The organism is Brevibacterium sp. 50QC2O2 (assembly GCF_024580675.1).
In the GTDB taxonomy this organism is placed as follows: domain Bacteria; phylum Actinomycetota; class Actinomycetes; order Actinomycetales; family Brevibacteriaceae; genus Brevibacterium; species Brevibacterium moorei.
On sequence record NZ_JANIJZ010000008.1, the window covers coordinates 22,739 to 36,587 of the forward strand.

Genomic DNA, 13,849 nt, shown 5'->3' on the forward strand with positions numbered 1-13,849 from the left:
GTGCGCTTGGGGTAGCCGGGCCGGTGCCATGGCAGGCCCAAGGTTGGGCGTCCCAGGGGGACGTCCCGTGGCGGCGGGTGGGGGCGGCAGACGGAGCCGTGGGTGGGGAGGTGAGTGGAACGGCGAGTGGGAAGGCGCGCCCCGATACAATCGACTGTCGTGGACTCCCAGACGATCCTGCTCATCCTCGACCTGGCCGGCGTATTCGCCTTCGCCCTGTCGGGGAACCTGCTAGCCGCCCGGCTCAACATCGACATCACCGGCGGGCTGGTGCTCGGCGCGCTGGCCGGCCTGGGCGGCGGGATCGTCCGCGACGTCATCCTCGTGACCTTCCCCGTCACCCTGGCCAATCCGCTGTACCTGATCCCGCCGGTGCTCAGCACCGTGTTCGTGTACTTCCTGGGGCAGCGCGTGCTGCCGCTGCGCACGCTCATCATCGTCTTCGACGCGCTGGGGCTGAGCCTGTTCTGCATGACCAGCGTGGTGCGGGTGCTGGACTTCGAGGTCAATGTGCCCGCCGCGATCGTGCTGGGGCTGATCACCTGCTGCGGCGGCGGCCTGTTGCGCGATGTGGTGGCCAATGAGCTGCCGGCGGTGTTCAACGGCTCCGACCTGTACATGATCCCGTCGGCGGTGGGGTGCGCGCTGACCGCGGCGGTGTGCCGGCTGGACTGGTTCAACCTGTGGACCGGGCTGATCATCGCGGCCTTAGTGTTCGCCTTCCGGATGACGGCGTGGAAGCTGCAATGGCATGTGCCATCACCCATGCGGCAATGGTCCTACCAGGGCCTGCGCACCCGCCGCCGCAGCCGCACCGACGACGTCTTCCGCGGCGGTCCCGACGGACAGTGAGCTGCGGTGAGGCCTCGTCGGTGCGGCGAAGCGACTGGCGAAGCGAGCGCCCCTCCCTCCTCACGTTCCACTACAACCCAAATTGTCGAATCTTGCCCGAAATCGCCGATATATCGACCATTCAGGTTGTAGTGGAACTCAGGGACGGGGGAGGAGGGTGGCGAAGATGTCCAGGAAGCGGTCTACGTCCGGCTCGGTGATGGCCAGGGGTGGGCGCACCTTCAGCGTATTGCCCGCCTGGCCCGAGGCCGAGATCAGCACTCCGGCCTCCCGCAGTTCGTTGACCAACCGGTTCGCCGAGGCCGGGTCGGGGGCACCGGATTCGTCCAGTACGTCCAGGCCCAGGAACAGCCCCGCGTGCCGGACGGGCGCGAACCGGGGGTCCGCGCCGTCGGCTGCTCCGACTGCAGAGGGCACTGCGCCGACTGCAGCGCCGGACGTCGTGCCGGCCGCGGGGGACTGCGCGCCCGAGGCCCCGCTCCGTTCGGCGCCGGCGCTCATGTTCAGCGTCCGGTCGGCCGTGAGCCGGCTCAGATCGTCGGCCAGTCGATCGCCCAAGCGCAGCGCGTGCGCCGGGAGGTCCTCGGAGCGGATCACCTCGAGCACCGCGCGGGCGGCCGCGATCGACACGGGATTGCCGCCGAAGGTGTTGAAGTAGCGGACGTTCTGGCCGAACTTCCGGCCGACCTCGCGCCGATGCACCACCGCCGAGATCGGCATGCCATTGCCCATCGGCTTGCCCAGCACGACGATATCGGGCACGAAGGACTCGGCCCCGGCCCCTGCCGAGGTTGCCGCCGCGCCAGTGCCGACAGTGCCGGCAGTGTCCGCCGCGCCCGCTGTGTCATCTGAGCCGACTTCGGCCGGATGCCGCGCGAAGCCCCACATGGTGCCGGTGCGCCCGAAGCCCGGCTGGACCTCGTCGGCGATGTAGAGGCCCCCGTAGCGGTGCGCGACGGCGGCAGCCGCCGGCAGCAACCCCAGCGGATCGGGCCGCACTCCGTCCGAGGACATGATCGAGTCGATGAGCACCGCGGCCAGTCCCGCGCCCATCTCCTGCAACCGGACGGCGGCGGACTCGACGGCCGCGGCGAAGGCGGCCGAGGCCTCGGCCGGGGAAGCCGCCGAAACCGCCGTGTCGGGCAGCTCGACGAGTTCGACGAAGGGGCTCAGCGCATTGCCGTCGCCCAGGCTCGGCGACAGTTCCGCCGAGGCGGTGGTGGTGCCGTGGTAGGCGTGCGAGGTGACGATGATGCCGCGGTTGCCCGTGTAATAGCGGGCCATGCGCACGGCCAGGTCGACGGCCTCGGAGCCGGTGCAGGCGTAGGTGACGCGGTCCAGGGCCGGCGGGAATTCGGCCAGCAGCGCCTCCGAATAGTCCACCACGACGGGGGTGATGTAGCGCGTGTGGGTGCTGAGGGTGGACAGCTGGCGCGAGACGTATTCGGTGACCAGCGGGTGTGAGTGCCCGATGCTGGGGACGTTGTTGTACATGTCGATGTACTCGCGGCCGGCCGTGTCGTAGAGGCGCGCGCCCTGGCCCCTGACCAGCTCCACCGGGTGCTCGTAGAACAGGCGGTAGGAGTCGGACAGGACGGCATTGCGGCGGCGGATCAGTTCGGAATCTTCGGGACTGGACCCCTGGCGGAGGTTCGCTTCACGGCTCATACGCCTAGTCTGGCACGCCGGACGCGTCCTTGAGCGTCTTATGAGTGCGGGCGAGGTGGGGTGGTGTCCGCGCCGGCTGCCGCACCGGAGTCGTGCATGGGAGACTGGAGGGATGCATAGCGATGAGCAGCCGGGGCGGCCGGGACCTGAATCGGAGCAGTACCCGGTTCAGCCTCGGGAACCCGCGGCCGGCCGGCAGCCGGAACCCGTCGCCCGGGATGCGGGCACCCGTGCCGGCATCCTCGCCCCAACTATCCATCCTCGTGCCGTGGTCGCCCTGGCGATCGTCGCCGCGGCCGCGGTGCTGGGGCTGGGACTGGTGGTGCGGCTGGATCCGGGGATCGACATGGCGATCGTCATCTGGGCCAACGGCCTGCACCCGGGGTGGGTCGGGGCCTCGACGGATGCCGTCTATGGATTCCAGCGGGTACCCGGCGCGATCGGTCTGCTGCTCGGCGCCGGGGCGCTGGCCTGGTGGGGGACGCGCTCGCCCCGGGCCGTGCTGACCTTCGTGCTGACGGTCGCCGTGACCTGGCTGCCGATCACCGGGATCAAGGAGCTGGTGGATCGGCCGCGGCCCGACCATTCCCTGTTGGCCCAGCCCTTTGCCGCGTGGCCCGCCGATCCCTCCTTCCCCAGTGGGCACACGGGGTTCGCGGTGGCGCTGGCCATGGGGGTGTGGTTCCTGGTGCGCAGGACCCGGGCCCGGCCCATCGCCGCTGTGCTGTGTGTGGCCTATCCGGCGCTCATCGTGTGCACCGTGCTCATCGTCGGCGTCCACCATCCCACCGATGTCCTGGGCTCGATCGTATGGTCGGTCGCGGTGGCCCCCGCTGTGCGCTTGGGCCTGGTTGCGGCAGGCGACCGGCTCGGTTCCGGTGATCCATCCGGTTCACGTGGTTCCGGGGGTTCATCTCGCCGGAGTTCCACTACATAGGCTCCATCGCATAACAGTTCCACTACGTGACGAAATGTTGATTTTCGGAGGTGGGAGCGCTCCCAATCGACATTTCGCTATGTAGTGGACGAAGGTCGAAGTGGAGTCGTAGTGGACGAGGGTCGGGGGTGCTCCCATAGGATTGGGGGCATGAGTCGACCGCTGCATTCCCTGACCCCAGCCGAGGTCGCCGAACTGTGCCGCGCGCACTTCGGCCTGGACGTGCAGGTGGGCCGCTTCTTGGCCGGCGAGATCGCGGTCAATATCGTGGTGACCGCCTCGGGCGAGGACGTTGCCAAGAGCTATGTGCTCAAGGCCGAGTACCCCAGTCCCACGATGCCCGTCGAACACGCCGACTGGTTCTGCGCCGTGCAGGGCCTGGCGGCCCGCGCCGGCTTGCCGGTGGCCCGGCAGGTGCCCGCACTGCACCCGTATTCGACCGCGGCCGGCGAGTCCTCGGGCTATCTGGCACTCGTCGCGGTGCCGCCGAGGGACGTTGCGGTGCCGCCGAAGGGCACTGCATTGAGCGACACCGCATTGCAGGACGCCACCTCGAAAGACACCACGGCGAAGGACCCCGCGCATGCGGACGCTGCGCCGCAGACCGCGCCGCCCCAGGGCACCGTGCCCAAGGACGCCGCGCTGCCGGGCGCTACTGCGACGAGCACACAGACGACGGGCACAACGCAGTTGGGTACAGAGCCGTTGGGCACAGAGGCGAACGCCGGTGGCCCCGCAGCGGTGGCCTCGGCGGACGATGGGCAGGCGGATGCCGGGCCCCGGGTGATGCTGCGCCTGCAGGAGTACCTGGCCGGCGAGGTCGCGGCCTCCGCCGAGGTCCCGGCCGACTATCCACAGCAGGTCGGCCGACTGACGGCCCGGTTGGTCGCGGCGCTGGCGCAGGCTCCGGCCGAGCCCGAACCGATCCTGCACCCGTGGTCGTTCGAGACCACCGGGCGCAATGTGCTTTCGGCCGCCGATCGGATTGCAGCGCTCGAATCCGCCGGCCTGGTCCCGGTGGACATGGGGACCCGGCTGTCCGCCGACGTCGCCCTGGCCCGGCGAGTCGCGCGTGCCTTCGAAACGCGTGTGCGGCCATTGCTGCCCGAGTTGCCGTGCCAGGTCGTGCATCAGGACGTCAACGATTTCAACATCCTGCTCGGCGCGGGCGCCGCGGGTACGATCGAGGCCACGCCCGGCGCGCTGCACATCACCGGACTGATCGACTTCGGCGACACCCGCACAGCTCCGCGCGTGGTGGAACTGGCGATCGCCGCCTCGTACACGATGCTGGGCGTGGACGATCCGCTGGCTGCCCTGCGCGCCTGTGTCTCCGCCTACGTCGCGGCCTCGGCCGGCACCCCCGCCGAACTCACGGATCGGGAACTCGAATTGGTCGAGGTGAGTGCGCTGGCCCGGCTGTGTCTCAACGCCTGCACCTGGTCCGCCCGCACGCTGGCCGCCGGCCTCGACTCGCCGGACGCCGCCTACGGCCGGGCGCGGATGGCGCGTACCTGGCCCGTGGTCAGGGCCCTGGCCGAGGCCATCGTCGGCTGAGCGTCCTCGCGTCGAGTCTCAGGGTCCGGGCGGCCGGATGTCGAAGGCCGGGCTTAGCGGCGATGGTCAGGGCCAGTGGTTAGAGTGGGGCCCATGAGTTCTGTCCTCCGCGTTTCCGGTACCCATGATCACTCCGTAGCTGAGGAAGGCGAGACGGCTGCAGGCGCAGCCGCCGCAAACGCGGGCGCCTCAAGCTTGGCCGCCTCAAACGCGGCCGGATCCGGTGCCTCGGCCCCCAGCCGACGGCGCATCCTCAAGTCCGCGGCTGTGGGCGTGACGGGCGTTGCCGTGGTCGGCGGTCTGGCGGCCTGCGGTTCGGAGTCGAAGGCGCCCGAACCGCTTGAACTCCCCGAAACAGAGGTCCCCGTCGGCTCCGGCGTCGTGAAGAACAGCTGGGTGGTCGTGCAGCCGACGAAGGGCGATTTCAAGGCGTACTCGGCGATCTGCCCCCATCAGGGATGCCTGGTGCGGCAGGTGACCAAGGACGACATCACGTGTCCGTGCCACACCTCGGTGTTCTCAACCGAGGACGGATCGAAGATCGCGGGCCCAGCCAATAAGGGTCTGACGCCGGGCAAGGTGGAGAAGTCGGGGGCCGCCCTCAAGATCAGCGCGAGCTGAGGCACTCGGGCCCGGCCCGTCACCGGGGCGCGCGCCGTCCCAGCCGCCTGGTCTCCTGGCCTCACGCCCTTCGCCGCATCGCATACGGAAACCTGCAACACATACGTGTATACACGTATGTGTTGCAGGTTTCCGTATGCGATGCGGGGCCTGGGCCGCGCGATGTGAGCGGCCGGTCGCGCAATGCGCATGTCCTGGGTCGGTGAGGCTCAGATCCTGAACCCCTTGGCCCGGAACTTCTCGATGATTCTGTACCCGCGCGGTCCCGGCAGGACATCGCTCCACTCGACGCGGATGACCACATGTCGTAGCGCGAGCCTGTCCTCGCGGCGCTTCTCCTGCTTCATCCGGGGCCCGTACTCGTTGTATTTGCTCCAGCCATCGGCCTCGATGATGAGGTTGAGGCGGGGAATGTAGAAGTCGACCCGATCGCTGAAACCCGCGAGGGCATCGTCGAAGGGGAATGCCACCTGCTGCCAGAAATCGTGGATGCCCAGGCGGTGGAGCGCCAATGCCGTGAGCGATTCCAAGGGTGACTCGGCGAGTCCGGTGGACCAACCGAGCAAGCGCCTGGCTTTGCTCATGTTCCTGCTCGCGGCATGCTCTGCGAGTTGGTTCAGGGTCTGTTGCAGCCTCTCTCGCCGCTGAGCGATGTGGCGGACCAACCGGGGCGTAGCTGCCGGGACACCCGTCACCGGGAGCGGCGGATTGCTTGCAGGCTGCGCTGGACCGTGGCCTGGCGGCACCAGAAGAGGGACCACCTGGCCGAACGCTTCGGGCGCCATGTCATTGGTGCGGGCCAGAGCGTCGATCATCGCAGTGTGCCGATAGGCGGGGTCGAACTGAGCGCGAGCGCCTTCGGGCCCATGCCTTTCCACCAGGTTCGATGGAAACTGCAGATAGAGTCCGGTCCTGGTCCGGTTCGGGTATGCCGCAAGCCTGCCTGCAGTGATTTCGGAGATACCGCCTGTGTAGGCGTCTGCGGCGATGATTCCGTGCACCTCATCGCAATCCCGGAGGAGGTCCGCAGCGGTCCACAACGGATCGGTCATCAAAACGCCGGGCAACGCCGCGCAGGTGTCGTACAGGTGCTCCGCCGGAACGGATCGCTGTCGCTTCCGGAAGGTCTTGTTCGTGTAGGACGGGCGTTCGGGACGGGATACTTCGATGTGGGCGAGGTCCGGGGTCGGGAGGGGGATCCCCTGTGCTGCTGCGGCGGATCGGTGGCTGAGGTGCTCTCCGGGTGCGAGTCGGAGGGTCGATATGTGTCCCAGATGATGTGCGATTTCGCGTTGAAAAACCGTTGCGGGGGATGCGCCTGTCGCAGGCCGCCCCTCCGCCGACCGATTCCTCGGTTGATGGTCGGTGTGTCTCTGGTCGGTGCCCTGATCGGCAGCTGAACCACTGCGCTCCGGACCGGGATCCAAGAGTTCGGGCGAGTCGATCCACTGCATGAACACGGCATGTGCAGGCGTTTGGCATACGCGCACAACGGCGTATACGCCGCGATGTCTCCTCGTAGTGCAGCAACCCCGGGATGATTGAAGCAATCTATCGATAGAAATATCATTTGGTAGCGATGATCGTGAAAAGACGTTGTACATGGTCACATGGTGCTACATGTTAGACACGATTGGAAGAGGTTTGATCCTATTACATGCGGAAACCTGCAACACATACGCATATACACGTATGTGTTGCAGGTTTCCGCATGTGATGTGGAGGAGATGCGGGCGCGCCGCCGGGGGAGCGAGCTCGGGGTCGCCCCCGCTAGACTGGTGGGCGTGACTTCAGCAGGGACACCCGGGAATTCGGGGACACCAGGGACACCCAAGACCGATGCGGACCGCCCCGCGGCCACCATCTCGGTCAAGCAGTATGCCGGGACCGGTCTGTGGATGGCGATCCGCGGCGCCTTGGGCGTGATCTTCGGCCTGGCGACTGTGTTCTGGCCGCGCGAGATGCTGGGGGGCCCGACCAATCTGGGCATCCCCGTGCGCACCGCGGATCTCATCATCGCGGTCTTCCTGGTGCTGCAGGCCGTGCTGGTCCTCGTCCAGGTCAAGTACAGTCCTGCGATCATCCGCACGCCCCTCCTGGGCCAGGCGATCGTCGTGGTCCCGGCCCTGGTCTTCCTGCTCCTGGCCTCGACCGCCGGCCAGCTGCGCGCGGCCGTCTGCGTATGGGCGGTGCTGCACGCCATCATCGAGCTGTGGATCTACGCGCTGCTGCGCGCCACGCCCAACGCCAACGACTATCTGATCGCCGGTGGCGTGCACCTGCTGCTGGGCATCGCACTGCTGGTGGGCTTCAGCATGCACGCGCTGAGCGTTACGGGCTTTTCGGGAGCGGCGGTCCTCATCGCCTCGATCCTCTACATCATCGGTGGGTTCACCCGCCGCTCGCGCGTGCGGACGCTGCGCGACTCCGGCCTGGGCGATGACGACGCGGCGGCCGACACGGATATCCTGGCCGCCGAGGAGCTCGTCGCCATCCAGCGCCGCGACGAGGCCGACGGCGAAGAGGGCTTCGAACCGCACGGTCGCGCCTGAACCTTCGCGCCTGCACCGGCCGTGTGGCTCTCGCGAGCCGGGTGCCCCTAGTCTGACTGCCCGCGCCTTACCATGTGGCTCTCGCAGGCGGGGTGCCCCTTGCCTAGGTGCCTGCGCCTTACCGGTGGCTCCACAACAGTTCCAGTGGCTCGATAAATCGTGAGTTGTGCTGCCACCGGTGCATGTGTGGAGCCACCGCCCGGGTGGTGCCCCCTTGTCGCCTTGGGCAGTCGTGTTCGTCACATATCGGTCCCCGCCGTCGACTAGAGTCGGAACCACAGTCGAAGTCGCAGGTCGGCCACGATGAGGGTCGGCGGGTCGAGGAGGTCGGATGGGCGCCGAGGTGACACCAACGGAAGCATATGGGGTCGGCTCCGCCTTCCCCGATCCCGGCGGCCTCGGCGCATGGGACCCGGCCACCCCCACGGTGGGGCCGTTGGGTGACCTGGCCCAGGCCTCGCGCGAACTGCCCGAGGGCCTGCTGGCCCGCCTGGTCCAGCTCGCGCACTCGCCCACGCTGCTGGTCGCCACCGACTACGACGGCACCATCGCTCCGCTGGTCGACCGGCCCACCCACGCCTTCCCCCTGCCGATCTCGGTCGCCAGCATGCGCTCGCTGGCGGCGCTGCCCGATACCGACTCGGCGGTCATCTCCGGCCGTGCGCTGCGCGACCTGGCCGCCATGTCCCGGCTCCCGCGCGAGGTCACGCTGCTCGGCTCGCACGGGATCGAGGACAGTCCCGACACCGAGGACTTCCTCAGCCCCGCCGCCCGCACCCTGCTCACCCGCATCCGCGAGCGCATGAACGCCCTGTTGGCCCAGGCCCCTGCGCTGCTAGTCGAGGCCAAGCCCACGGGCGTGGCCGTGCACCTGCGCGGCCTGGGCCCCGACATCGAGGACCTGGCACACCGGGCCGTCGCCGAGGTCGAGTCCTGGGAGGGCGTGACCGCGGTGCACGGCAAGGATGTGGTCGACCTGAGCGTGGTGCCGACCTCGAAGGCGCGCGCCCTGGCACAGCTGCGCGGCTCGCTGCGCGATCCGGCGGTCGTCTACATCGGCGACGACACCTCGGACGAGGCGGCACTGGCCACCCTGGGCGACCGCGACCTGGGCATCCGGGTCGGCACGCCCGAGGCCGCAACCCCCGCAACCCCCGCAACCCCCGCAACCGCGGCCTCGTTCACGGTGGCCGATCCGCAGGCCGTGGCGCTGGTGCTCTCCAGCCTGTTCGAGCTGCGCCGGGCCTGGCTGTTCGGTTCGCAGTCGGTGCCGATCGAACGGCACTCGCTGCTGGGCAACGGCCATTCCCTGGCACTGGTGGACGCCGCCGGCCGGATCGTGTGGATGCCCTATCCGCTGCCGCACTCGGCGGCGATCTTCGCCGAGATCCTCGGCAGCAGGCAGGCCGGCTACTTCAGCGTGGCAGCGGCGGACGGCGCGCGGCCACTGACCCAGCGCTATCGGACGAACTCGATGGTCCTGGAGACGCGCTGGCCGGGCCTGAACTGCCACGACTACTTCGCCCCGGCCAGCACCCCGAAGTCCGCCGACGCGGTGCTGGTGCGCGAGCTCACCGGCGACGCCCCGGCACGGATCCGCTTCGCCCCGCGCCCGGACTTCGGCGCGACCCCGGTCCGCCTGGAATTGATCCCCGGCGGTGTGCGGGTGCTCACGACCTCGGAACCGATCACGCTGTACGCCCCCGGAGTGCGCTTCCGGATCGAGCGGGAGCCCGGCGCCGGCGGGATCGGTGGCTCGGACACAGCGGTCGCCACGGTGGTGCCGGCCAATGAGCCCGGCGAGCGCGTGGTCCTGGCCCTGGCGCTGGGCGGGGAGTACGAGGAGCCGGGCGGTGTGCTCGACGAACTGTTCTCGGGTCCGCCTGCGCATCTGCGCCACGAGGTGCACAGGGCCTCGCGCGACTGGGTCGCCTCTCTGAAGCTGCCGGATCTGCACCAGGAGGCGGTGGTCCGCTCGGCGCTGACGCTGCGCGCGCTGTGCCACGAGCCCACCGGCGGGGCACTGGCTGCGGCCACGAGTTCCCTGCCCGAGGGCCTGGGCGGGGTGCGCAACTGGGATTACCGCTACTGCTGGCTGCGCGACGGCTCGATGACGGTGCGGACCCTGCTGGAGCTGGGTTCGACCAAGGAGGCGGTGGGCTTCCTGGACTGGCTGACCGGGATCCTGGCCGGCGCACAGGGCCCCGAACAGCTGCACCCGCTCTACGCGGTCGACGGTTCGGCCCTGACGACCGAGGCCGTGCTGGGCCATCTGCCCGGATACGCCGGTTCGCGGCCGGTGCGGGTGGGCAACGCCGCCGAGCACCAGGTGCAGTTGGACGTGTTCGGCCCGGTCACCGAGCTGTTGTTGGAGTGCGCCAGGGCCCTGGGGGAGTTGCGCCCGGAGCACTGGGAGCTGACCCGGCAGATGGTGCTGGCGGTGTCTCGGCGCTGGGAGGAACCCGACCATGGCATCTGGGAGGCCAGACGCGCGCCGAAGCACAATGTGTACACGAAGGTCATGTGCTGGGTGACGGCCGATCGGGCGGTGCGGATCGCCGAGGAGTTCGGCAAGCCGGTGCCGGGGACCTGGATCGACCTGCGCGAGGCGATCGCCGCGGACGTGCTCGACAAGGGCTTCAACCGGGCCGTGGGCGCCTTTACCGTGGCCTATGGCGAGGACGATCTGGACGCCGCGGCCCTGTTCGTGGGGCTCTCCGGCCTGCTGCCTGGCGACGACCCACGGTTCGTGGCAACGGTGGATGCGGTGGAGCGGGACCTGCGGGCCGGACCCACGGTGTTCCGCTACCACTACGCCGACGGCCTGCCCGGGCTGGAGGGCGGGTTCCACATCTGCACCAGCTGGCTGATCGAGGCACTCGCCCTGGTGGGGCGCACGGGGGACGCCCTGGACCTGTTCGAGCGCCTGCACGGGCTGCTGGGGCCCACCGGGATGCTGCCGGAGGAGTACGACCCCGTGGCCGAAACCCACCTGGGCAACACCCCGCAGGCCTATTCGCATCTGGGCTACATCCGCTGCGCCCGGCTGCTCGACGATGTGCTCGCGCGCACCGGCGGGCCGCAGACCGAGCCCCTGCCGATCATCCGCCCGCAGTTCCTCGAGTAGGGGCGGCCCGGGAGCTCCGCACTCAGAGTTCCACTACGCCCCGAAATGTCGAAAATCCATGCCGGGAGCGTTCCCAATCGACATTTCAGGACGTAGTGGAACTCGAGGTGGGGGTGTGGGGGTCGGAGAAGACCAACTGGGCGCGGGCGCCGGTTGGCGTGTTCGACAGGACCAGTTCCATGCCGATGAGGCGGGCCTGGGAGACCGCGATGACCAGGCCCAGGCCCATCCCGGAGGTCGCCGAGGTGTTGAACCGGGTGGGCCCCGAGGCCAGCAGCGGCGCGGGGAAGCCCGGTCCGTGGTCCTCGACGGTCAAAGAGTCCGGGCCGACGGTGATGTCGATGGGGGCCGCGCCGTGCCGTAGCCCGTTGGAGACCAGATTGCCCAGGATGCGGGAGAGCCGGCGGCCATCGGTGCGCCACACCGGCTGCGGATCGGGGCTGATGAGCGTGACCTGATCGGCGGTGATGGAGCCGGCCGCCTCCATATTGTTCAGCTGCGAGACGACCACGGCGGTCACATTGGCATCCTGCCAGGAGACCTCGGCGGTGGCCTGATCCGTCCGCGCGATCTCCAGGAGGTCCTCGATGAGCAGATGTAGGCGGTTCGCCCGTTCGCGCACCAGCTGGGCGGCGCGGCTGTCCTCCTCCAACAGGTTCGCAGCTCCCAGCAGGCCGGTCAGCGGGGTGCGCAGTTCATGCGCGAGGTCGGCGGCGAAGTGCTGTTCGGCCCTGATCCGCTCGGCCAGGCGTTCGACGGCGGTGTCCACCGCCTGGGCGAAGTCCTGGACCTCGTCATCGGCCGGCGGGATGACCGCGGTGATCTTGACCGAGGTGTCACCGCCGGCGATCGCCCTGGCGGCCTGCGCTCCCTTGGTCAGGCGGCGGCTGGTGCGTCCGGCGACCAGACCCGCGACGCCGGCGACGACGATCGCCGTGACGATCAGCGCCACGACCACGGTGCGGTCGATCTGGCGGGTCAGATTGTCGTATTCGGCCTGCGAGTAGCGGATGGAGATGACCACATCGTGCCCGCCGACGGTCAGCGGGGACGCCGCCCACAGGTAGTCGTGGCCGTCATCGGCACGGCCCAGCTGGGTGACCATGGAGCCGGCGGAGGCGGACTCCCTGGCCTCGGTCGGCAGTTGTGGGTCGTCGACGACGGCGTCGAGGGTGAGCACCCCGGTGTCGCGGTAGATGATGCGCGCCTGGGTCAGCTGCGCGGTGATCTTGTCGCGCACCTGGTCGGTCTGGGACCGCAGCGTGACCGCGCGCATCGTCAGCCCGCAGGCCAGCACCGCGACGATGACCCCGGCGACGACCGTCGCGACCATCCGCAGCCGTAGTGACCGGCGGGGGCCTCGGCGAGTCCGGGGAACGCGGGTGCTGTGCGCTCCGCGGGGGCCTGTGAACCGGAGCCGAAGTGCCATGGTGCTGGTGTCCGGGCCTAGGCGACCAGGCTGTAGCCGAAGCCGCGGATGGTCGTGACCCGGCGGGTCCCGATCTTCTTGCGCAGGCGCTGGATGTGGACATCGACGACCCGCAGGTCGCCGGCCCAGTCCGTGCCCCAGACCATGTGCGCGATGTCCTCGCGCGAGTAGACGTGGCCCGGACGGTCGGCCAGCAGCAGGAGCAGCCGCAGTTCGGTGGGGGTCAGGTGCACAGGCTTGTCGTGCAGGGTCACGTGCAGCTGCGATGTGTCGATCTGCAACGCGCCTAAGTCCAGCGTGTTGGGCTGGGTGCGGGGCTGGTCGGGCGGCGCGGCGTTCGGCAGGACCTGGCCGGGCCGCATGGAGCCCGGCTGTCGGGTAGTGCCGGCTTGCCTGGCGGGGGAACCGGCGGGGCGCGCCCAGCGGGCGGGGACCTCGGCCCGAGGTGGGACGGCTGCGGCACCCTGGCCCGAACGCGCGGTGCGCGCCGGCGACACGGGCTGGGCCGAGCGGGTCTGTTGGGCGTCCTGTGACTCTTCAGCGCTCCAGGATTCCGGGGCCGCCGAGGTCTGGCCCGGGTAGCGCGCGTGCCCCACCCGGGGCGTGGTCCGGGGCGCGCCTGCCGGGGGAGCGGGGACGGAACCTGTCGGGTTCCGGGAGGTTTCGGCGGGGTTCCCGGCAAGGTCGCCGGAGGGGAAGCCGGCCGTGCTTGCCCCGTAGCGGCGCACCACCGTGCGGATGCGGGCGCTGAGCACCTGCATGTCGAAGGGCTTGGTCAGATAGTCGTCGGCGCCGGCCTCGAGGGCCTGGACGATGTCGATCGGCTCCGATCTGGCGGAGATGACGATGATGGGGACGTCGGTGCGCTCGCGCAGTTCACGGCAGATCGAGGCGCCGTTCATCGTGGGCAGCATGAGGTCGAGCAGGACCACGTCGGCACCGTGCTCGATGACGTATTCGAATCCGTCGCGGCCGTCGGCGAAGACACTGACGGTGTATCCGAAGCGCTCCAGGGTCAGCTGGGTGGTCTCCCTGATGACCTCGTCGTCCTCGACCAAGACTATGTGCACCGTGAATCCTGTATCCCTTTCCGATCCATGGCAGAC

Annotated in this window: 10 protein-coding genes; 6 read left to right on the top strand and 4 right to left on the bottom strand. The window is 69.3% G+C overall.

All coding sequences use genetic code 11. From position 1 onward, the window contains the following. The first annotated feature begins 159 nt into the window (after positions 1–159). A complete protein-coding gene (locus tag NQ038_RS08065) occupies positions 160–852 on the top strand; it encodes a TRIC cation channel family protein (RefSeq protein WP_257062344.1) in 693 nt (230 codons plus the stop codon). Between the two features lie 138 nt (positions 853–990). Here NQ038_RS08065 and NQ038_RS08070 read toward each other — a convergent pair whose 3' ends face one another. Then, entirely contained in the window at positions 991–2,520 is a 1,530-nt protein-coding gene (locus tag NQ038_RS08070; protein WP_257062345.1) for an aspartate aminotransferase family protein, read from the bottom strand. Positions 2,521–2,632: 112 nt separating this feature from the next. On the opposite strand from NQ038_RS08070, the gene NQ038_RS08075 reads away from it, so the two are divergent. From NQ038_RS08075 to NQ038_RS08085, 3 genes are all read left to right on the top strand, one after another. After that, complete coding sequence (locus NQ038_RS08075; protein WP_257062346.1) at positions 2,633–3,457, top strand: phosphatase PAP2 family protein; 825 nt, start codon at positions 2,633–2,635, stop codon at positions 3,455–3,457. A 150-nt stretch (positions 3,458–3,607) separates the two neighbouring features. After that, positions 3,608–5,014, top strand: coding sequence for a phosphotransferase (locus NQ038_RS08080; RefSeq protein WP_257062348.1), 1,407 nt, complete (start codon positions 3,608–3,610; stop codon positions 5,012–5,014). Positions 5,015–5,107: 93 nt separating this feature from the next. Continuing rightward, entirely contained in the window at positions 5,108–5,635 is a 528-nt protein-coding gene (locus NQ038_RS08085; protein WP_257058562.1) for a Rieske (2Fe-2S) protein, read from the top strand. 209 nt (positions 5,636–5,844) lie between these two features. Here the strand turns inward: NQ038_RS08085 and NQ038_RS08090 are convergent, their stop codons facing one another. After that, positions 5,845–6,687: an endonuclease domain-containing protein gene (locus NQ038_RS08090; protein ID WP_257062349.1), complete on the bottom strand. Its 843-nt coding sequence runs from the start codon at positions 6,685–6,687 to the stop codon at positions 5,845–5,847. A gap of 732 nt (positions 6,688–7,419) precedes the next feature. Between NQ038_RS08090 and NQ038_RS08095 the strand changes: the two genes are divergently transcribed. Then, on the top strand, positions 7,420–8,187 hold the full coding sequence (locus tag NQ038_RS08095) for a hypothetical protein (RefSeq protein WP_257062350.1): 768 nt from the start codon (positions 7,420–7,422) through the stop codon (positions 8,185–8,187). A 331-nt stretch (positions 8,188–8,518) separates the two neighbouring features. Further along, positions 8,519–11,314 carry a trehalose-phosphatase gene (gene otsB / locus NQ038_RS08100; RefSeq protein ID WP_257062351.1) on the top strand — a complete coding sequence of 932 codons (2,796 nt, stop codon included), beginning with the start codon at positions 8,519–8,521 and terminating at the stop codon, positions 11,312–11,314. Positions 11,315–11,399: 85 nt separating this feature from the next. On the opposite strand, the gene NQ038_RS08105 is transcribed toward otsB, so the two are convergent. Both NQ038_RS08105 and NQ038_RS08110 read right to left on the bottom strand, forming a co-directional pair. Next, positions 11,400–12,647, bottom strand: a complete 1,248-nt coding sequence (locus NQ038_RS08105; RefSeq protein ID WP_257062352.1) for a HAMP domain-containing sensor histidine kinase — start codon at positions 12,645–12,647, stop codon at positions 11,400–11,402. A gap of 113 nt (positions 12,648–12,760) precedes the next feature. Further along, entirely contained in the window at positions 12,761–13,813 is a 1,053-nt protein-coding gene (locus tag NQ038_RS08110) for a response regulator (RefSeq protein ID WP_257062353.1), read from the bottom strand. Positions 13,814–13,849: the final 36 nt, after the last annotated feature.